General features: G+C 55.5%; 24 protein-coding genes and 1 pseudogene. 21 read left to right on the forward strand and 4 right to left on the reverse strand.

Going from position 1 to position 20,319, the window contains the following annotated elements; all coding sequences use genetic code 11:
• Positions 1-178: 178 nt before the first annotated feature.
• Genes PXT33_RS06245 through acpP form a run of 4 tightly spaced genes read right to left on the reverse strand, consistent with a single transcriptional unit; the run spans position 179 to position 3,181 of the window.
• On the reverse strand, positions 179-1,123 hold the full coding sequence (locus PXT33_RS06245) for a beta-ketoacyl-ACP synthase III (RefSeq protein ID WP_005939758.1): 945 nt from the start codon (positions 1,121-1,123) through the stop codon (positions 179-181).
• Positions 1,120-2,073 (reverse strand): acetyl-CoA carboxylase carboxyltransferase subunit alpha, encoded by a 954-nt coding sequence (locus tag PXT33_RS06250; RefSeq protein WP_005939761.1) that lies wholly within the window; start codon positions 2,071-2,073, stop codon positions 1,120-1,122. Before PXT33_RS06250 ends, PXT33_RS06245 begins: the two co-directional genes overlap by 4 nt.
• Positions 2,070-2,942: an acetyl-CoA carboxylase, carboxyltransferase subunit beta gene (gene accD, locus PXT33_RS06255; protein WP_223387915.1), complete on the reverse strand. Its 873-nt coding sequence runs from the start codon at positions 2,940-2,942 to the stop codon at positions 2,070-2,072. The genes PXT33_RS06250 and accD overlap by 4 nt, the downstream gene beginning before the upstream one ends.
• Positions 2,943-2,953: 11 nt before the next feature.
• A complete protein-coding gene (acpP, locus tag PXT33_RS06260) occupies positions 2,954-3,181 on the reverse strand; it encodes an acyl carrier protein (protein ID WP_005939770.1) in 228 nt (75 codons plus the stop codon).
• A 243-nt stretch (positions 3,182-3,424) separates the two neighbouring features.
• On the opposite strand from acpP, the gene PXT33_RS06265 reads away from it, so the two are divergent.
• The 21 genes and pseudogenes from PXT33_RS06265 (at position 3,425) to PXT33_RS06360 (ending at position 20,305) form a co-directional block, all read left to right on the forward strand.
• On the forward strand, positions 3,425-4,105 hold the full coding sequence (locus tag PXT33_RS06265) for a GntR family transcriptional regulator (protein WP_097778254.1): 681 nt from the start codon (positions 3,425-3,427) through the stop codon (positions 4,103-4,105).
• Positions 4,106-4,278: 173 nt separating this feature from the next.
• On the forward strand, positions 4,279-5,319 hold the full coding sequence (locus tag PXT33_RS06270; protein ID WP_347070528.1) for an NAD(P)/FAD-dependent oxidoreductase: 1,041 nt from the start codon (positions 4,279-4,281) through the stop codon (positions 5,317-5,319).
• Positions 5,220-5,738 (forward strand): (2Fe-2S)-binding protein, encoded by a 519-nt coding sequence (locus tag PXT33_RS06275; protein ID WP_347070529.1) that lies wholly within the window; start codon positions 5,220-5,222, stop codon positions 5,736-5,738. The genes PXT33_RS06270 and PXT33_RS06275 overlap by 100 nt, the downstream gene beginning before the upstream one ends.
• A 3-nt stretch (positions 5,739-5,741) precedes the next feature.
• Positions 5,742-6,974, forward strand: a complete 1,233-nt coding sequence (locus PXT33_RS06280) for an NAD(P)/FAD-dependent oxidoreductase (protein WP_291013907.1) — start codon at positions 5,742-5,744, stop codon at positions 6,972-6,974.
• Positions 6,971-7,333, forward strand: a complete 363-nt coding sequence (locus tag PXT33_RS06285) for a DUF1667 domain-containing protein (RefSeq protein WP_005939786.1) — start codon at positions 6,971-6,973, stop codon at positions 7,331-7,333. Before PXT33_RS06280 ends, PXT33_RS06285 begins: the two co-directional genes overlap by 4 nt.
• A 350-nt stretch (positions 7,334-7,683) precedes the next feature.
• A complete protein-coding gene (locus PXT33_RS06290; RefSeq protein WP_097774755.1) occupies positions 7,684-8,163 on the forward strand; it encodes a MarR family winged helix-turn-helix transcriptional regulator in 480 nt (159 codons plus the stop codon).
• A complete protein-coding gene (locus PXT33_RS06295; protein ID WP_332376123.1) occupies positions 8,150-9,895 on the forward strand; it encodes an ABC transporter ATP-binding protein in 1,746 nt (581 codons plus the stop codon). The genes PXT33_RS06290 and PXT33_RS06295 overlap by 14 nt, the downstream gene beginning before the upstream one ends.
• The gene (locus PXT33_RS06300) at positions 9,885-11,531 is read left to right on the forward strand and encodes an ABC transporter ATP-binding protein (protein ID WP_332376124.1); all 1,647 of its coding nucleotides are present in this window, start codon (positions 9,885-9,887) and stop codon (positions 11,529-11,531) included. The genes PXT33_RS06295 and PXT33_RS06300 overlap by 11 nt, the downstream gene beginning before the upstream one ends.
• 370 nt (positions 11,532-11,901) lie before the next feature.
• Positions 11,902-12,813 carry a hypothetical protein gene (locus PXT33_RS06305; protein ID WP_332376125.1) on the forward strand — a complete coding sequence of 304 codons (912 nt, stop codon included), beginning with the start codon at positions 11,902-11,904 and terminating at the stop codon, positions 12,811-12,813.
• A gap of 121 nt (positions 12,814-12,934) precedes the next feature.
• Positions 12,935-13,183, forward strand: a complete 249-nt coding sequence (locus PXT33_RS06310; protein ID WP_044953420.1) for a hypothetical protein — start codon at positions 12,935-12,937, stop codon at positions 13,181-13,183.
• 39 nt (positions 13,184-13,222) lie between these two features.
• Positions 13,223-13,552 (forward strand): TfoX/Sxy family protein, encoded by a 330-nt coding sequence (locus tag PXT33_RS06315; RefSeq protein ID WP_097782093.1) that lies wholly within the window; start codon positions 13,223-13,225, stop codon positions 13,550-13,552.
• A 75-nt stretch (positions 13,553-13,627) separates the two neighbouring features.
• Positions 13,628-13,711, forward strand: a complete 84-nt coding sequence (locus PXT33_RS14770) for a cysteine-rich KTR domain-containing protein (protein WP_242959952.1) — start codon at positions 13,628-13,630, stop codon at positions 13,709-13,711.
• A 20-nt stretch (positions 13,712-13,731) separates the two neighbouring features.
• The gene (locus tag PXT33_RS06320) at positions 13,732-14,472 is read left to right on the forward strand and encodes an N-acetyltransferase (RefSeq protein WP_097782019.1); all 741 of its coding nucleotides are present in this window, start codon (positions 13,732-13,734) and stop codon (positions 14,470-14,472) included.
• A gap of 532 nt (positions 14,473-15,004) precedes the next feature.
• Positions 15,005-15,193, forward strand: coding sequence for an antitoxin VbhA family protein (locus tag PXT33_RS06325; protein WP_005939815.1), 189 nt, complete (start codon positions 15,005-15,007; stop codon positions 15,191-15,193).
• 2 nt (positions 15,194-15,195) lie between these two features.
• Positions 15,196-15,801, forward strand: coding sequence for a Fic family protein (locus tag PXT33_RS06330; RefSeq protein ID WP_347070530.1), 606 nt, complete (start codon positions 15,196-15,198; stop codon positions 15,799-15,801).
• A gap of 437 nt (positions 15,802-16,238) precedes the next feature.
• Positions 16,239-16,493: a hypothetical protein gene (locus PXT33_RS06335; protein ID WP_117930362.1), complete on the forward strand. Its 255-nt coding sequence runs from the start codon at positions 16,239-16,241 to the stop codon at positions 16,491-16,493.
• A 4-nt stretch (positions 16,494-16,497) separates the two neighbouring features.
• Positions 16,498-16,803: pseudogene (locus tag PXT33_RS06340) on the forward strand (replication initiator protein A); the annotation flags it as partial.
• 332 nt (positions 16,804-17,135) lie between these two features.
• A complete protein-coding gene (locus tag PXT33_RS06345; RefSeq protein ID WP_332376127.1) occupies positions 17,136-17,429 on the forward strand; it encodes a hypothetical protein in 294 nt (97 codons plus the stop codon).
• Between the two features lie 7 nt (positions 17,430-17,436).
• Positions 17,437-18,054, forward strand: coding sequence for a DUF3846 domain-containing protein (locus PXT33_RS06350; protein ID WP_332376128.1), 618 nt, complete (start codon positions 17,437-17,439; stop codon positions 18,052-18,054).
• A gap of 29 nt (positions 18,055-18,083) precedes the next feature.
• Positions 18,084-18,542: a PcfB family protein gene (locus PXT33_RS06355; RefSeq protein WP_128117793.1), complete on the forward strand. Its 459-nt coding sequence runs from the start codon at positions 18,084-18,086 to the stop codon at positions 18,540-18,542.
• Positions 18,539-20,305 (forward strand): VirD4-like conjugal transfer protein, CD1115 family, encoded by a 1,767-nt coding sequence (locus PXT33_RS06360; protein ID WP_332376129.1) that lies wholly within the window; start codon positions 18,539-18,541, stop codon positions 20,303-20,305. The genes PXT33_RS06355 and PXT33_RS06360 overlap by 4 nt, the downstream gene beginning before the upstream one ends.
• Positions 20,306-20,319 lie beyond the last annotated feature (14 nt).

Consider the following 20,319-nt stretch of genomic DNA (forward strand, 5'->3'; position numbering starts at 1 on the left):
AGTTTTATCCTATCGGTAAGCGTCCTCGCCCTCTCAGTCTCGCTCTGCTCGACAGCTCTCCCAAGGGTAGAGCCCTTGGCAGTACGGTAAACTTTTCGGTTTTGCCAAAGGCTCCCACTTTGGGGGAGCTGTCACCGAAGGTGACTGAGAGGGCGAGCCCGTTTGCCGAACATGATTTTTACTCTTTGTATTGAAAAATTGCGCCGCCCCATGTCAGGCCGCCGCCAAAGCCGATGCAGGCCAGAAGCTGGCCCGGCTGCAGCTGCCCGTTCTCGGCAAGCTCGTTCAGGGCTACCGGGATGCTGGCGGCGCTGGTGTTGCCGTGGCGGTCCATGTTCTTGTAGAACTTTGCCGGGTCGGCCTTCAGCGCCCGCACGCAGTGGTCGATGATGCGGCTGTTGGCCTGATGGCAGACCACCCACTCAAGATCATCGAGGGTCAGCTGTGTTTCATCCAGCACAGTGTGCAGGCACTTGGGCAGGGCATCCACTGCAAAGCGGAATACGGCCTTGCCGTCCATGGTGATGGGCGCAGAACCTGTGCGGTTCGGCCCGCCCGCATGGAGAACATCGCTGCCGCGCGCGCCCAGCGTCAGAGCAAAGGGAGTGTCCGACAGCTGAAAAATGGCAGCACCGGCTCCATCCCCAAACAGTACACAGGTGGAGCGGTCGGCGGGGTCCATCAGGCGGGAAAGGGCTTCGCACCCAATGACGAGGGCATACTGTCCACCCAAAGTTGTCAGCAGTCCCCGCGCCACGGCTATGCCGTAGAGGAAGCCGGAACAGGCCGCGTTGACATCCAGCGCAGGCCGGTCCTCGGGAAGGCCCAGCGCCGCCTGCACCTGACAGGCTACACTGGGGGTCGCGTCTGGGGCGGACAGGGTGGCACAGATGCAGCACCCGATCTGCGCAGGGGCAAGGCCGCTGCGGGCCAAAGCCTGCTTTGCGGCGGAAATGGCCAGCGTGGCGGCAGATTCATCCTCCGTGCACCAGTGCCGGGTGCGGATGCCGGTGCGGCTGGTGATCCACTCGTCACTGGTATCCACCATGCGGCTCAGATCTTCGTTGGTGACCGTTCGGCCGGGGATGGCCCCGCCGGTGGCGATCAGCTGTAAACCACTCATGCGTTCCTCGTTTCTCCGATCTGGCGGTATTTTTTATAGCGCTGGTCGGCCAGCTGGCGGCCGCTCATGCGGCACAGCTCTTTCAGGTGCACCCGCAAAGCAACATCCAACTGTTCAAACAAGGCTGCGTGGCTGCGCTGTGCGCCGCCCAACGGTTCCGGGATCACCTGCTCCACGATGCCATCGCTGTACAGATCCTGCGCGGTCAGCTTCATCATCTCGCAGGCTTCGCCACTGCGGGAAGCATCCTTCCATAGAATGCTGGCAAAGCCCTCGGGGCTGAGCACCGAGTAAACGGCATTTTCCAGCATGAGGATGTGGTTTGCCACACCCAGTGCCAGCGCACCGCCGGAAGAGCCTTCGCCGGTGACAACGGCAATGACCGGCACGGTCAGGCCGCTCATTTCCATCAGGTTGCGTGCAATGGCTTCGCCCTGACCGCGCTCCTCGGCATCCTTGCCGGGGTAAGCGCCCGGCGTGTCAATGAAGGTGATGATGGGCCGGCCAAACTTTTCGGCCTGCTTCATCAGGCGCAGGGCCTTGCGGTAGCCCTCCGGCCCCGGCATACCAAAGTTACAGGCCAGATTTTCTTCCAGTGTGCTGCCCTTGCGGTGGCCGATGACCGTCACCGGCAATCCGTGAAAACGGGCGATGCCGCCCAGAATGGCAGGGTCTTCCTTGCACTGACGGTCGCCGCGCTGCTCAAAGAAGTCGGTGAACAGGGCAGAAACAGTCTCATCAATGTGGGGGCGCTCCGGGTGCCGGGCTAGAAATACCCGATCCTCGGCGGTCAGCGGGCCGCAGGTACGCAGGATCTCGTCCTCTTCCACAGCCAGCTCTGCCAGCTCGGAGGCATGGGCCGTGATGGCATCCATCTCGTTGCCGCTGCCTTTCAGCGCGGCGATCTGGGCATCCAGCGGAGCCAGCTGCTCTAAAATTTCCTTGATCATTCGTGTTTTCCTCCTGCATGGAGCTGCAAGACCTGGATCAGGGTATCCCGCAGCTGGCTGCGGGGCACCACCTGATCCACAAAGCCGTGCTCCATCTGGAACTCGCTGCGCTGGAATCCGGCAGGCAGCTTTTCGCCAATGGTCTGCTCAATGACCCGCGGACCTGCAAAGCCGATCAGCGCGCCAGGCTCTGCCAGCATGATGTCACCAAGGCTTGCAAAGCTGGCCGTCACACCGCCGGTGGTGGGGTGGGTGAGCACACTGATGTACAACCCGCCCTTTGCCGAAAAGCGCTGGATGGCGGCACTGGTCTTTGCCATCTGCATCAGGCTGAAAATGCCCTCCTGCATCCGCGCGCCGCCGCTGGCCGAAAAAATAACCAGCGGCAGGTGCTTTGCGGCGGCGTACTCGATGGCGCGGGTGATCTTGTCGCCCACGGCAGTGCTCATGCTGCCCATGAAAAAGCGGCTGTCCAGCACGGCAGCCACGCAGGCCACCCCGCCGATGCGGCCGGTGGCCGTTACAGCGGCTTCGCGCAGGCCGGTCTTGTTCTGGGCGGCGGCAAGCTTTTCAGGGTAGCCCGGAAAATGCAGCACATCCTGCGGAGCAAGGTCGGCATCCAGTTCCCGGAAGCTGCCGTGGTCCAGCACCAGACTGAGCCGGTAGTACCCGCCAATGGGCATGTGGTAGCCGCAGTTTGGGCAGACGTAAAGGCTTCTTGCCCACAGGGTGCGTGCGGCGCGGCGGCCGCACTGCTTGCACTCCACAAACTGCTGCTCGTGCCAGACGGCACCGGCATCCCGCTTGGCCTTCAGCTGGAAGGTGCGCTCCCGCATTCGGCCGGGGAAAAGATCTCGGATATCGTTCATTGCTTTTTGCCTCAGATATGTGCAGTGATGTAGTTGTAGATATCGCCCACGGTCTTGAGCTTTGCCAGCTCTTCGTCCGGGATGGACACGCCGCAGGCATCTTCCAGAGCCATGTTCAGCTCCACGGCATCCAGACTGTCGGCCTCCAGATCCTCGGTCAGGCTGGCCTCCATGGTCACCTTGTCCTCGTCGCAGTTCAGGGTATCAACAACAATCTTCTTCATTTCTTCAAACGTCATGGTAGTAGTCTCCTTTAATTTGTTTTGAATATCTAAATTTTTTGAAGCTTCTTGCGAACACGACCATTATAGCCGAATCGTTGGATAAGTCAAGAATAATAGTTAAAATATTTTATCTTTTACAATTCTGACACAGTTTTCTTCCTTTTATATATTGTCCTCTTTTACGCCGGTGTGCAGTGTGGTATACTTGACCCAGCAGTCTGAGAACAGTGTTTCCCTGTGAGGGAAAGGAGCCTTCCGATGATTACGATTTCAGAGCGCAGAGAGCATGAATCTGCAAAAAGTTTTGTTCTGCGGGTATTGATCGATAATATTATCAATACCCGTCTGGAGCCGGGTGAAAAACTGAACGAGCCGGAATTGTGCGAACAGCTGGGGGTGAGCCGCACCCCCTTCCGGGAAGCAGAGCTGGAGCTGGCGCAGCGGCGGCTCATTGAGATCCGGCCCAAGATCGGCACCTATGTTTCTCTCATCGATGCAGAGCTGGTGGAAGAAGTGCGCCATCTGCGCGCTGTGCTGGAAGCAGAGATCGCCCGCATGGCGTGCGAAAAGCTGACCCCGGCGGATATCGACCAGCTGTGGGAGAACGTGGCGCTCTGGCGCATGTACATTGAGCGTGCACAGGAAGAAAAGATCTTTGAGCTGGACAAGGGGTTCCACCGGCTGCTTTATGTGCAGTGCGGCTGCCCGTACTGGTACGATCTGGTGGAAAATCTGGCTCCGCATTTTGACCGCACCACCATCCTCAGCTTCCGCTGCAGGCCCGCAAAAACGATCTACGAAGATCACGTCAGCCTGCTGAAAGCCATTGAACAGAAGGATGCGGCGGCAGCACACCGCATTGCCGGGCAGCATATGCAGCGCTACACGGAGAACCTTTCTGCGATCCGGGAAGCATTCCCACACTATTTCAAAGCCTGAAACAACCGTATCACGTTCAGAAATGCCGTATCTATGCCAAAAGATGCGGCATATTTTTGTGCAGTTTTTTGCCGGAAACGGCTTGACAGAGATTATGAAATGTTATATATTTTAGTCAATGAAATATATAACACAAAAGCCGGATCTCCAAATCAGGAAGAAAGGTGGATACCATGAAAAAACAATACGATGTGGTCATCATCGGTGCGGGTGTCGTGGGCAGCGCCATTGCACGCGAACTTTCGCGCTACAAATTGAGCATTGCAGTGCTGGAAAAAAATCTGGATGTCTGCAACGAGACCAGCGGCCGCAACTCTGCGGTGGTGCACGGCGGCTTTGCCAACCCCATTGGAAGCCTGAAAGCAAAATGCTGCGTAGAAGGCAACCGCATCATGGATCAGCTGGCCGAAGAGCTGAACTTCCCGTTCAAGCGTTGCGGCAAGGTGCTGGTGGGCAACACCCCCGAGGACATGGAGCAGCTGGAGCGCACCATGAAGCAGGGCGCTGTCAACGGCTGCACCGGCCTTGAGATGATCGATGAAGCAAAGCTGCACGAGCTGGTGCCCGCCGTGGTGGGCAAGTTTGCCATGTGGTCCAAAAACAGCGGCATCATGGACCCGTTCCTGTACACGGTGGCTCTGGCCGAGAACGCACACGCCAACAGCGTGGACTTCTTCTTTGACCACAAGGTAGAGGCTATCACCCGGGAAAATGAGCTGTACTACCTGCATACTGCCCATGGCGATTTCTGCACCCGCTGGGTGGTCAACGCCGCTGGTCTGGGCGCAAAGCAGATCTCCGACCTGCTGGGCCTGACAGGCTACCGTGTCATCGGCTCCCGCAGCAACTACATCATCCTGCACAAGCGCATGGGCAAGCTGCTGCCCATGCCGGTGTACCCGGTGCCCAGCAACACCTATATGGGCATCCACATCACCCCCACCGTGGACGGCAACGTGACTGTTGGCCCGGACGCGGAGAACACCGATGTGCTGGACGACTACAGCGTGCCGCAGGCCAACATGGACAGTCTGGCCGTGGAGGGCGCAAAGCTGTGGCCCCACATCTTTAAAAGGATCAGATCCGCACCTTCGCCGGCATCCAGCCCAAGTGGGTGGATGAAAACGGTGCCATTCAGGACTGGAAGGTGGAGATCCGGGACGACGTGGCACCCAATGCCGTCAACCTCGTGGGCATTGAATCCCCGGGCCTGACCGGCAGCGTGCCGCTGGCCCGCTACGTCATCGGTCTGATGCAGGAGCGCGAAAAGTTTGAGGAAAACCCAGACTTTGACCCGCACCACAAGGGCATCGTCAAGTTTGCCGAGTGCACGCCGGAACAGCAGGCAGAGCTCATCGCGCAGGACCCCGATTACGGCGAGATGATCTGCAGCTGTGAGGAAGTGACCAAGGCCGAGATCCTGCAGGCCATCCACAACCCGCTGGGCGTTTCCACCATGACCGGCATCAAGTACCGCACCCGCGCCATGATGGGCGGCTGTCAGGGCGGCTTCTGCCAGATGAAGATCGAACACTTCATTGAGCAGGAGCTGGGCACCGAGCCGGAGAATGTGCGTTACAGCCGTCAGGGGTCATGGGTACTCACCGGCAATATGCGAAAGGAGGAGAACTGAGCGATGGAACAGAAAGACGTTGTGATTATCGGCGGCGGCCCTGCAGGTCTTGCCGCAGCGGTGGAGCTGCACAAGCAGGGCATTCGCAACATGATCATTCTGGAGCGCGAGGCGATGCTGGGCGGCATCCTGCGCCAGTGCATCCATGACGGTTTCGGTCTGGGCCGCTTCGGCGAGAGCCTGTCCGGCCCGGAATATGCACAGGCGTTCATGGATGAAGTGAACAAGCGCGAGATCCCTTACGAGACCAGCGCCACGGTGCTGAGCCTGACGGAGGATCGTGTCGTCACCGCCTCCACCCGCAGCGGCCTGCGCCAGTATCAGGCAAAGGCTGTGGTGCTTGCCATGGGCTGCAAGGAGCGCAGCCGCGGCGCACTGGGCATTCCCGGCGAGCGTCCGGCGGGCGTGTTCACCGCAGGCACCGCGCAGGCTTACATGAACCTCTACAACCGGATGCCCGGCAAGGAGGTCGTCATCCTCGGCTCCGGCGATATCGGCATGATCATGGCACGCCGCATGACGCTGGAAGGTGCTCATGTGCAGGCAGTGTTCGAGCTGATGCCTTACCCCTCCGGCCTGCCGCGCAACATCGTGCAGTGTCTGGATGACTACAATATCCCGCTCTATCTCAGCCACACCGTCACCGAGATCCATGGCCGTGACCGTCTGACCGGCGTGACCATCTCCGAGGTGGACGCGAACCGTCGGCCCATCCCCGGCACCGAGAAGGAGTACAAGTGTGATACGCTGATCCTCTCCGTGGGCCTGATCCCGGAGAACAAGCTGCTGGAGGATGCCGGCATCGCCATTGACCCCCACACCAACGGCGCTGTGGTGGACGAGAACCTGCAGACCAACGTGCCCGGCGTGTTCTCTGCCGGCAATGTGCTGCATGTGCATGATCTGGTGGACTTTGTTTCCATGGAGTCCGAGGCACTGGCACGCCACGCTGCCGCCTACGTTGAGGGCAAGGGCATCGACCCCTGCACGCTGGACGTGAAGTGCGGCGAGGGCGTGGGCCACACCATTCCGCAGAAGGTCAGCGGCAAGAACGACTTCAGCCTGTCGCTGCGCGTGCGGAACCACTACCGTGACTGCCGCATCGTGGTGCGCCAGAACGGTGTGGAAGTTGCTGCCAAGAAGATGAAGAAAGCCATTCCTGCGGAGATGATCCAGTTCAAGGTCTCTGCTGCCAAGCTGCAGGAAACGGGCGCACTGGAGGTGTCGGTGGAATGAAAAAGCAATTTACCTGTATCGTCTGCCCCAACGGCTGCGAGATCGAAGCCGAAGTTGAAAATGGTCAGGTGATCTCGGTCACCGGTCACACCTGCCCTCGCGGCGAACAGTATGTCCGTCAGGAGCTGACTGCGCCCCGCCGCACCATCGCCAGCTCAGTGCTGGTTAAGGGCGGCGAACTGCCTGTCACCAGCGTCCGCCTGACCAAGGCCATCCCCAAGGATATGATCTTTCCGGTGATGGACGAGATCCGCAAGGTGGTGCTGACCGCCCCCGTCAAGGCGGGCACCATCGTGCTGCACAACGTCTGCGGGCTGGACAGTGACGTGATGGTCACCAAGAATGTGGATGCCTGCTGACCGGCTGAAATAAAGAAATACGGAAAAACAGTCCTGATCGTCTGCCTGCTTTTACAGCGGACACGGTCAGGGCTGTTTTGATGCTATAAACCTGTTGACATGATATGGAAATGGGCTTGTGATGGCCCCGACGTGGGAAAGGACTGCGGCAAACGCCAAAAGCGGGCAATGCCGCAGCACATGGCTGGTCTGTACAGGCGCGGCCCATGCACTGGGTGTGGAGCCTGCCGGCATTGCAAAAATACGGGCACAAAAAGAACTGTTTGCATTTTGGAAACGAGATGCTATACTATTGATTGTACATACAACGATGTAGATACAACTTCCTGCAATGAAGCCCGGAGGAGCCTATGGATATTACGGAACGAAAAATCACAAAGATCGCACGCGAAGCGGAAAAACTGGTCCTGCTCACGATGCGGGAGGAAGGGGTCGGCACAGCAGAGATCGACCTGATCCATGCAGTGCGGCATCACCCCGGCTGTACGCAGGCGCAGCTGGCGGAACTGCTGCACGCAGATAAGGCTGCCATTGCGCGGCGGACAAAAAATCTGGAAGCAAAGGGTCTTCTGATCCGCAGAGATGCCCCCAGCGACCGGCGCAGCCAGCTACTGTACCCCACCAAAAAGGCGGAAAGCCTGAGATCCTCCAAGGCAGAGATCGAAGCGGCCTTTTACGAATACCTGACCAATGTGCTCACCGCCGAGGAAGCCGCTGCCTTTGCCGCTGCGCTGAACAAGCTGTACACAGCATCCAAGACCGAGAGCCGCGCGGGCTTCCCGCATTTCCGGAAAGCTGCAGGAGGTGAGGCTGCTCATGAAAAAGGATAAAACGTTCCGCCCGGACAGGGTGCTCTCCTATTTCAAAGCAGAGTGGCTCCCGCTGGTCTTTGTCACGCTGTCGGGCCTTGTGTATAACATCGGCCTGCTGGCAACGCCTTGGTTCGAGGGCCGGCTGGCCCAGTGCCTTGCCGACATTCTGGGCGGCAGCGAGACGGCGGCAAAAATGGCCATGCTGGTGCTGGCCTATATCGTGGTCACGCTGGCGGTGCAGGCGGCGCGCTTTATCAAGCGCTTTTATGTCCGCCGCTTTGCCAACAACATCAACCGCCGGATGAAGGGCATCCTGTATGCCAATCTGGTGCGGCAGAGCCGGGCGGCGCTGGAAAAAGAAGGTGCCGGTGAACTGATGACCAAGGCCATCTCGGATGTGGATGACTGCGTAGAGGGGATGCGCAAGTTCACCACCGAGATCTTTGATACCGGCGTGGCGCTGGTGGGCTATGCTGTGATGCTGCTGGTGTACGACTGGCGGCTGGCGCTGCTCAGCCTGCTGTTCACGCCGTTTTCCTACATGTGCGCGGCATGGATGAAAAAGCCGGTGCAGCGCGCCGGCGCGGCGTACAAAAAGGCGGCAAGTGCGCTGAGCGCTGCCACCCTCGACCGCGCCCGGAATGCTGTGACCTACCGCATTTACGGCTGTGAGGATGCCCGCGTAGAAAAGTACGAGGAAGCCCTGAACACCTACGAAAAAACAGCCGTGCGCAACAATGTGTGGCAGTCCGCTCTGCCGCCGCTGTATCTGGCAGCGTCTGAGGCAGGCGTGCTGTTCATTTTGTGGTTCGGCGCTAAAAATGTGCTCGGTTCCGGCTGGAGCACATGGGACATTGCGGCGTTCACCACCTTCCTTTCCTGCTTCACGAAACTGGTGGTCAAATCCTCCAAGGTGGCAAAGCTGTTCAACTCGGTGCAGAAAGCCGAGGTCTCGTGGAAGCGCATCAAGCCGCTGATGAAGCAGCCGGAACAGCTGGAAGCCCTGCATATCCCGGCGGCGCAGGACGTGACGCTGGAAAACCTCTCCTTTGCCTATGGCGAAGGACCCATCTTTTCCGGCCTGAGCCTGACGGCGCACCCCGGCGATATCATTGGCATCACCGGCCCGGTGGCCTGCGGCAAATCCACCTTTGGCAGGGTGTTCCTGTGCGAAGCACCCTACGGCGGCTCGGCAAAATTTGGCAAAACGGAATTTGCTGCCCTGACCCCGCGGCAGATCTCCGCCACCGTTGGTTACTTGGGCCATGATCCGGAGCTGAGCGCCGATACAGTGCAGAACAATGTTCTCTGCGGCAGTGAACAGGATGCCATGCCGTGGCTTGCTGCCGCCGCGTTGGACGGCGAAGTGCTGGCCATGGAAAACGGTGTGGATACCGTCATCGGCCCCAGCGGCACCCGCCTTTCCGGCGGTCAGGCCCAGCGCTTGGCACTGGCAAGAACGCTGGCCCACCCGCGCCCGGTGCTGATCCTGGACGACCCGTTCTCTGCGCTGGACCGCCATACCGAGGATACCGTGTTTGCCGATTTGCAGAGCGATGCAAAGGATAAGGTGGTCTTCCTCATCTCGCACCGGCTGTACCACTTCCCGCAGATGCAGAAGGTGATCTTTATGGACGGCGGTGAAACCACCGTTGGTACCCATGCCCAGCTGATGGAAACGGTTCCGCTGTACCGCCAGCTGTACGAGAGCCAGACGGTGCAGAAAGAAGGCGATCTGGATGAAGAGTAAAAAGGATAACGGTGTATTTGAAGCCATCCGCATGGCCGCCATGTCGCATCATCTGCTCACGGCGGGCACCATCCTGTGCGTGGCGGCATCGGTGGTGGCATCACTGCTGCCGCCGCTGCTGCTGGCCGGTATCATTGACCGGCTCACCGCAGGCATCCCGCTCACCTTTGCAGCAGTGCTGCTTTACTTTGGCAGTCTGGCGCTGGAAGGGGGGCTTTCCTCCGCGCAGGAAAGCCTGCTGGTGCTCTTTGGCCAGAAAATGACCCACGCGCTGCGGTCGGAAATGTCCCGGAAGCTTACCCGGCTGCCCGCAAGCACGCTGGCAGGCCAGAACCCCGGCGAGGTGGCGGCACGCTTTTCCGGCGATGTGGACACGGTGGAAGCGCTGTTCACCTCCGGCATCATCAGCATGGCAGCAGATGCCTGCCGCATCATTTCCATCATGGCGGTCATCGCGGTAAAAAACACCGGCATTGCGCTGGTGCTGCTGCTGGTGCTGCCGCTGTTTGCGGTGTTCACCCGCCATGTGCAAAAGCGGATGCTGGCCGCACAACTGGATAACCGCCGTGCCGTTGCGGCTGTCTCCGGTCAGGTGCCGGAGACGCTGCACAACATCCGTACCATCCGGGCGCTGGGGCTGGAAAGCTATAGGGAACGCCGCTATGACCGCTGCATCGGCGAGAGCTACGCCGCTATGGAGCGCACCAATTTTTACGATGCCATCTATTCGCCGGTGGTGCTGGCGCTGAACGCGGTGGTGGCAGGCATCGTGATGCTGCTTTCCGCTTCCGGCAATGCCATGGTGCTTACATTCTTTGGAATGTCGGTGGGTACCTCGGTGGCGATCATCAACTACATTTCCCGCATTTTTGCTCCCATTGAAAGCCTTGGCATGGAGATCCAGACCATCCAGTCGGCCATGGCGGGCGTCAAGCGCATCGATGCCTTTCTCGCTCAGCCGGAGCGCACGATCCCTGCCGAGCGCCGGACCGCTGCGCGCGGGGATGTGGAGCTTGCGCATGTGACCTTCGGCTATGGCGAAAAGCCCATCCTGAGTGATTTCTCCATGACGGTAAAGCAGGGCGGGCAGGTCACGCTGGTGGGCCGCACCGGTGCGGGCAAGAGCACGGTGTTCAAGCTTCTGCTGGGCCTGTACCAGCCGCAGGCGGGCACTGTTACCATTGGTGGCGTGGATGTGGCACGCATCACCGACCGCGAGCGCCGCACCTGCATCGGCTGCGTGGAGCAGCATTTCTCCCGTGTGCCGGGCACCGTGCTGGAGCAGATCACGCTGGGCGATCCGCAGATCACTGCAGAGATGGCACGGAATGCGGCAAAGCTTGCGGGCATTGACGAAGCCATTCAGGCCCTGCCGGAAGGCTGCGACACCGTTTGCAGCGATGGCATGTTTTCGCAGGGCGAGTGGCAGCTGCTGTCCATTGCCCGCGCTGCTGCGGCGGACCCGGCTGTGCTTTTGCTGGACGAGGTCACGGCAAATCTGGACGCTGAAACGGAAGCCCGTGTGCTGGAAGCACTGCGCCGCGCCTCTGCAGGCCGCACGGTGCTCTCAGTCTCCCACCGCATTTACGAAAACCTGGGCGGCAGAACGGTGAAGATCGAGCCGCAGAGCATGTGAACCGAAACATTTTTCGCAATGCACGAAAAACGTTTCATCTCTTGACAGAACAGGCGCTGTGATGTAAAGCAAGGCGCGAAAGCTGGGCAAAGCTCGTCTCATTCTTTCAGGAGTGGTAAGGAAGATCAAAATCTGTTTTTTCATGTCAGACATGAAGATACTTCTTGTTCTTTCGCAGAGAAAGGAATATAATGGGAGAGATAAGATCACCAGCATGCACATGATAAAACTTGGAGTGCGCGCAAAGTCAAGAGGAAGATGATTTCTTTCCCGGCAGGACTGTGCTATACTGGCAAAAAGATCTCCGGGTGCAGCGCAAAAGCTGCTGCAGGGAAGCTGAAACTTACAGAAATGAGGAACACACACGGCAATGGCACAGCACGAACGCGGCACGGCATATTATCATCTTCCGGGACTGTTTGAATTTTATGAACTGTACCGTGTGTTTCTGCCGCTGTTCCGTGAACACAGGGAATATTTTTACGACTGGTGCGAGATCGGTTCGGTCTACGGTGCACCGGCCGACTGCATCTGGGGCGGGGGCCGCACTGGCTTTGGCGATGCACAGCCGCACCGGGTGCTTGCACTGATGCAGGAATATGGCATATCGGCCCGGCTCACCTTCAGCAATTCGCTGCTCCGGGAAGAGCACCTTGCAGACCGGAAATGCAATGCCCTCTGTGCGCTGTTTGAAAAAGAAAACCGTGTGCAGAATGGTGTCATCGTCCATTCGGACCTGCTGCTGAACTACCTGAAAAGGCAGTATCCGGGCCTTTATTTCGTGTCCTCCACAACAAAAGTCCTTACAGATTTTCAGCAGCTCCGCAGAGAGACGGAACGGGAAGAGTTCCGCTATGTTGTGCCGGATTTCCGCCTGAACAAGTCGTTTGCAGAGCTGGATACCCTGCCGCAGGATCAGAAGGACAAGGTGGAATTTCTGTGCAACGAATGCTGCTGGTACGGCTGCCGGGACAGAAAGCACTGCTACGAGAATGTCAGCCGCAAAAATCTGGGCGAGGACTGCCCGGACCACCGTTGCACAGCGCCGGGCGCACAGCAGGGCTATCGTTTTTCAAAGGCAATGGAAAACCCCGGCTTCATCGGGGCCGGGGATATCCGCAAAATTTATCTGCCCGGCGGCTTTTCCAACTTCAAGATCGAGGGGCGGGGACTGGGCAGCGCGTTGATACTGGAATTTCTGCTTTACTACATGACAAAGCCTGAGTATCAGCTGCGCGTCCGGGAAGAAATTTATCTGGACAACATGCTGGATCTGTTCTGATGGCCCTGAGCCGCGTTCATATTTGCTTCCGTGATGTATCCTGCCGTCTTCGGGCGGCTTTTGTTTTAGGATGTACGGATTGACACCCTCAAAAGCATCCTGCAGGGAGGTGCAGCCTGCATTGTTCTCGGAACGCTATGTGGACCGTATGATCTCTTACCATGCAGGAATTTTCCGTTCCCTGATCGCAGGCGGCGAAATTCGGGATGAGGACCCGGATACATTGGCATGGATGTACGTTTCCCCGGTCATCACCCTGCTCAGCGTCTGCGACCGCCAGCCGGAACGAGAAGCCGAAAGCCTTGAAAAGTTGGACGCTCATGTAAAGCTGTTCTTCCGTACCTTTAACATTGAACGAGGTGAAAAATGAAATCATCCGATGAATCAATACGAAGGGTGGTGTGAAATAATGGCTTCCAGCAAAGAATATCTTCATTTTATTTTGGAACAGCTATCAGATTTGGATGATATCTCGTATCGGTCTATGATGGGAGAATACATCCTCTATTATCATGGCAAAATCGTCGGCGGAATCTATGATGACAGATTGCTTGTGAAGAAAACAAAATCTGCTTTGGAATGTATGCCTGCGGCGGTTTGTGATTTTCCGTATGCAGGAGCGAAAGAAATGCTGTTGGTGGAGGAGGTTGACAACAAAGAATTTCTCACAAAACTGGTTGAGGCAATGCACGATGAATTGCCGTCACCAAAACCAAGGCGAAGGAAGGAGGCTCGATAATATCAGTACACGTTAATCGAACCCCCAAAACCGAATTTTACCGTACAAAAATATACGATACTGGAAGATTTTCAGCTGTTCTGCCCCAAGTGCAGGTATACCTGCGTGATCCGCTTCAAAGACGGGAAAATGGAAGAAACTGTGCCGGAAAAGGCATAAGGATATAGGGGGACGCTTCGATGGAGTATATCCGAATCACAAAAGAAAACATCGACAAGGAACACATCTGTTGTGCCATGTCCGGCAAACAGAGCCTTGCCAAGAAGGAATGGCTTAAGCAGCGATTTGAGGAGGGGCTTGTCTTTTACCGCAGTGCGGAGCGCGGCAAATGCTTTATCGAGTACATCCCGGCAGAAAACGCATGGGTGCCCATTGAAGCGGCAGGATGGCTTTATATCAACTGTCTGTGGGTCTCCGGCTCCTTGAAAGGGCACGGCTATTCCAGCGAGCTGCTGGAAGAATGCCTTCGGGATGCCAAGGCGCAGGGCAAAAACGGCGTTTGTATTCTGTGTGCAGAGGGGCGCAAACGAGAATTCCTTGCTGACCCAAAGTTTTTGAACCATAAGGGCTTTAAGGTTTCGGACATCTCCGATTGCGGGATCAACCTCATGTGCCTGCCCCTTGCAGAGAATGCCCAGCCGCCAAAATTCAAGGCCTGCGCCAAGCATCCCAAGGTGGAGGAAAACGGCTTTGTCCTCTACTATACCGACCAGTGCCCCTACACCTATTATTGGGTGCCAAAGGTGCAGGAGGTTGCAAGGGAACACGGGATTCCGTTCAAAGCCATCCACATCACCGAGAAAGAGACGGCACAGAATGTGCCCGCACCCGTCACAACATACGCGTTGTTCCGGGATGGGAAGTTTGTGACCCAGAGCATCCAGTCGGACAAGAAATTTTTGAAATTGGCGGCAGAATAATTCCATCAAGCAAAACGCCAGACGCTCAGACGCAGTGCAGCCCATAGAATTGGGGTGCGCTGCGTTTTTTATTTTGGAAGATAAAGAATAGGAGACCCTGCAATGAAAAAAATAAGGACGGCTTCGCTTCTCCTGCTTATGGTTCTGGGAACCGGGCTGGTGCTGATGGCTCCAAGGTGAAGGAAAAGCGGTTCCGTTATAGCTGCCATTATAATGTACGGCATCCGGGTCAATGCGATGGACAGTCCGGCTACGGTGTAACAAAACTGGACGCAATCGTAGAGAGTATCGTATGCACCAAGTTTTCGGAGATTTTAGAGTGTTCCAAAAGCAAGCTGCTTCAGGATATGCTTCGCAGGGACATGGAAGTAGCGCAGAAAGAAGTATCACGTGCAAAGAGTGAACTCGACCTCAAGGGCGACGAACGGAATGCATGCACTTTTTATATTTGGCATCAAGTTATAGATTGACAAGAGTACGCATACACGATAAACTTTATATAGTACCATGTGGATTAAAAGGAGACTCAACCATGAGTGTCAAGTATACTACCCCTGCCCAGCACAAGAGCAACCTCCGCAATGTGTATGGAACCTTTGCCATTGAGGGCATGACCATCAGCAAAGATACACGCAGCAACCTTGACCGCATTGGCAGCGGTCAAGCCAGCTATCAGCAGGTCGTGAATGAACTGCGCGCAAAGTACGCGAAGAAGGGCTGATTATGTTCTCAAAGTATGATGTCTACACCACAGTGCAGTCCATGTACTGCTACCCGGATACGGATGTTCTGATCAACAAGTTGAACATTCATGATAAAGCCGAACTCAAACAGGCCGAAGAAGAATTTACGGCTGTAAAACAGATGGCTCTGTTACAGGAGCCAATCAAGGGACGTTTTACCAAAACTCACCTATTTCGGATTCACCGCTTCCTTTTTGAAGATGTGTACCCGTTTGCAGGGCACATCCGCAAGGAGCAAATCAGCAAGGGCGACACGATGTTCTACCCGCCAGACCTGATTGACCGAGAATTAGAGCGGGTGTTCAAAACCATTCACTCCAAGAAGCTGCTTGCCGAACAGGATAAAGAAAAGCAGATTCAAAATCTGTCGCAGACGATGGCCGAACTGAACATCATCCATCCATTCCGTGAGGGAAATGGCCGTAGCACCCGTGAATTGATTCGCTGCATGGCGTTGGAATATGGTCTACATATTAACTGGGGCAACACTGATCGAGAGACTTTGATCAACGCTGCAATCGCTGCTGTAGATGATGATATGGCGTGCTGTGATGTTCTAAGACAGTGCGTTGAAACGGAAAACTAGCGAAAAACGCCCTGCCGAGATACGGCAGGACGTTTTGTTTTTTATGGACCTAGAGGGATTCGAACCCTTGACCTCTCGGATGCGAACCGAACGCTCTCCCAACAGTCTCGCTTTTGTGCACACCTTATGCACCGTGAGAAAAGAAAAATCAACGTATATTCGTCCATATAAAACGACCTGCCATCCCAACGGCCTTTCTTGGTCGCAAGTATGGTTTCCAATCCGCTGATTTTCAAAAGGAAGCGATTTGGGATGTAATATGGTTGGCGGACAAGTGAGCTACAGGCCCTTGAGATGTAACTCACTTGGGGTTCAGATGTATCGCATCTCAATTTACAATAAAATACGATGTACCGTAAAAGCGCAACTTCTACTCGGAAAGAATGAAAGCTGCGCTTTTATTTTTACCCACAAAACATTTCAAAAGGAGAATGCCCATGGATAAAGACTTTATGCTGAACTACTACGACAAAATGGTACGTCCAATATGGACGGAGCTGATGAAGACACCTCGCTATCAGAGGGTGGCTTGCGAACACGACAAGCTCGAACGTGAGTTCCGGCGGCTGTTGGATGAAAAGCTGGGGCGGAAGTATCTTGAACTGGACGATGCACTGTTCCGAGTGATGGATGACATCGCAGAAGCTATGTATATGAAAGGTGCCGCAGACCGTGAGTTGATGATCCGTTAATACCATGAGTTACGACTACTTCTATGGGCAGTCGGGCGAACTGTTTTCCTACTTCCGTATTCCGAAAGCACTCTTTCAGGACAGCCGTTTCCGGCAGCTTTCCACGGACGCCCGAACACTGTATGGCATCCTGCTTGACCGTATGAGCCTTTCCGCAAAGAACAACTGGTTGGATGAGCAAGGGCGCGTGTATATCATCTACACTGTCCGGGAAGTGCAGGAATCTCTCTGCTGCGCCGAACACAAGGCGGTCAAGCTGTTCCGGGAACTGGAACAGGCCAATCTTATTGAGCGCAAACGGCGAGGGCTGGCCGTCAGCAATTTTTATCGTGACGTGCTTGGATATGATGCCTTTGGCGATGACAATAAGGCAGTGGCAATCGTTGCAAATGATCATAGAGGAGGTAAGGATTCGAATAATGCCTCAGCAGGTTATGGGAGAAGCAAGATTTTCACGCGAATTTCTGTTGGAGCAACCTGCTCGCCGACAATAGATACTTTAGGACACGAAGTCACACATGCAGTTGAGCAATCGACGATACGGTGTCCGGCTTCTTCTCTTTCATGCACATGGTCATGCAGAACGAACTTGGCAATGCAGAGCCATACTTTGCAGCAGTTTCTCCCGTTCTGGATTTGACCGTGATCCGGCCTGACGATGCGCCGCATATCCTGCCCTGCTTCGATGAAGCAGATGAGGGCATCGGCATTTCCGAAGATGAACCGCTGGGCTTCCGCTACAACCCCAAGCAGGTCATTAAGCTGATGGGCAAGCGGTATCTGGTCGGCCCGGTGATTTTCCACCGCTTCGATGATGAGAGGAATTTTGCATCTCTGACGATGAGCGATATGTACACCATCCAGAAATATCTGGAAAGCAACAGTGTTACTCTGATGATCGACCGCGACAAGCTGACCTGCATCTGCATCGACTGAGGTGTGCATGAAGAAGTTTGATGTGGAAATTACAGAAACGCTCCAACGCACGGTTTCTGTTGAAGCCGATTCGCGGGCAGAAGCAGAGCGGCTCGTTACAGAAGCGTGGAACAATGAGGACTATGTTCTCGATTCCACAGATTTTGTCGGTGTCGATTTCAAAACCGTGGGTGAGCAGGAGCTTTCCGAGAACAGAAAAATGGAGATTCTTTTGGTTCAGCCCGGTATGTATCCGCAGAAAGCCACCATTGGCACGGAACTGAAAGATTTTCAGGATGCTGTCGGTGGCACCATTGCGGCAAGCTATCCTTTCGATGATCCGGTTGCTATCGTGTATAACGATGAAGGTAAGCTGACGGGGCTGCCCTTGAATCGTGCCTTGCGTGATGAGCATGGTCAAATGTATGATGTTGTTGCCGGAACTTTTCTGGTTGTCGGAGAGGGTGCGGAGGATTTTGAATCGCTTTCCCCGGAACTGGCACAGAAGTATGAGAAGCATTTTCACCAGCCTGAAACCTTTTTGAAGTTAGGAAATCGTCTGTTGGTGATTCCTATCCCGGACGACGCTGTGAAGTCCGCCGAGAATAAAGCCGTGAACAAGCCCCCAGCGGAACATGACCGTTAAATCCAAACTTCTGCACGGGAGGTGGTAAAATGCAGGAAGAAGTCGAGCAGAAAACATTCAACATCGTGGTGTCTACTACAAAGTTGACCGCCCGGACAATTCTTAATGCCGGAAAAGCTGCCATTCAACAGCAGCAAGCGAAGATGGCTGGCGGCAAACAGAGCGTCCGAATGCTACTGCGGCAGAATCGTGGTGTTTCCAGTGTGGAAATCGACAAAACAAATATCCGTGGGTTTGAACGGTATGCAAAAAAATATGGCATTGACTATGCTATTCGCAAGGATAACTCTGAAATGCCGCCCCGGTATCTGGTCTTTTTCAAAGCCCCAGATGTGGAGGCATTTAATGCGGCTTTTAAAGAATATTCCGCATCCCTTCTGAGTAAAACCAAGCGACCCTCTGTACTGGAAAAGCTGCATGAGCTGGTGCAAGCCGCAGCAGAACTTCCCGGCAAGGTGCGCCGCAAGGAACAGGAGCGCGGACTATGACCACAAAAAAGCTGACGAAGCTGCTTGCTCTGTATCTACCCTATATCCTGCTGGGACTGGTGGCAACAAATTTCGGTGAAGCATGGCGGCTGGCCGAGGGCAAAGAACTGGGCGATAAAATCATGTCTATAGTGGGAACGCTGCCTTTAGCCTTTGCGAATCCGCTGCCCAGTTTGCACCCATTGGATTTGCTTATCGGCTTTTTCTGCGGCGCAGGGTTACGGCTTGCCGTATATTTGCGAAGCAAAAATGCAAAGAAATATCGGCACGGCATGGAATATGGCTCTGCCCGATGGGGTACACCCAAGGACATTGAACTTTTTCAAGCTCCGAAGTTTGCCGACAACATTATTTTAACCAAAACAGAGCGGTTAATGATGAGCAACCGCCCACCTGACCCCAAGAACGCGAGAAACAAAAACGTGCTGGTGGTCGGCGGCTCTGGCTCCGGCAAAACGAGATTTTGGCTCAAGCCCAACCTTTTACAATGTCACAGCTCCTATGTGGTCACTGACCCGAAAGGTAGTATCGTGGTCGAGTGCGGGAACGCACTTCTGAAAAACGGCTACAAGGTCAAGATCCTGAACACCATAAACTTCAAAAAGTCCATGCACTATAATCCGTTCAGCTACGTCCACAGCGAAAAGGACATTCTGAAACTCGTCACTACCCTGATGACCAACACGAAGGGCGAAGGCAGCGGTGGGGACCCTTTCTGGGAGAAAAGCGAACGTCTTTTGCTCACTGCCCTGATCGCCTATCTGCATTATGAAGCCCCGGTGGAGGAGCAGAATTTTGCGACCCTTCTGGAAATGCTGAACACCATGCAGGTGCTGGAGGATGACGAGGAATACCAGAACCCGGTGGATCTGCTGTTTGAGGAACTGGCAAAAAAGAAGCCCAACAGCTTTGCAGGGCGGCAGTACAAACTTTACAAGCTGGCCGCAGGTAAGACTGCAAAATCCATCCTGATTTCCTGCGGTGCCCGGCTCGCCCCCTTCGACATCCAAGAGCTGCGGGACCTCACCATGTACGATGAGCTGCAATTGGACACGTTGGGCGATAAGCAAACGGCGTTGTTCCTCATCATGTCGGACACGGATTCCACCTTCAACTTCCTCATCAGCATGGTGTACACCCAGCTTTTCAACCTCCTGTGCGACAAAGCAGACGATGTGTACGGCGGCAAGCTGCCCATCCATGTGCGGTGTCTCATTGACGAGTGCGCCAACATCGGGCAGATTCCCAATCTGGAAAAGCTGGTGGCGACTATCCGCAGCCGTGAGATCTCAGCTTGCCTTGTTTTGCAGGCGAGAAGCCAGCTAAAGGCTATCTACAAGGACAATGCGGACACCATCGTAGGCAACATGGACAGCCAGATATTTCTGGGCGGCAGCGAGCCTACCACTCTGAAAGACCTGTCCGAAATGCTGGGCAAAGAAACAATTGATTCGTTTAACACTTCGGACACCCGTGGCAACAGCCCCAGCTATGGCACTACGTTCCAAAAGATGGGACACGAATTATTGAGCCGGGACGAACTTGCGGTGCTGGACGGCGGCAAGTGCATCCTGCAACTGCGTGGTGTCAGACCGTTTCTTTCAGACAAGTACGACCTGACCCAGCACCCCAATTACAGGCTGACCTCCGACTATGACCCCAAAAACACCTTCGATATTGAAAAGTATCTGAACCGCAAAGAAAAAATCCACCCCGATGATGAGTTCATCGTGGTGGACGCTGATTCGCTCCCGTCTGCCTGATTCGGTAGGCGGCT

The sequence above is a fragment of the Faecalibacterium taiwanense genome, from assembly GCF_036632915.2.
In the GTDB taxonomy this organism is placed as follows: Bacteria; Bacillota; Clostridia; order Oscillospirales; family Ruminococcaceae; genus Faecalibacterium; species Faecalibacterium taiwanense.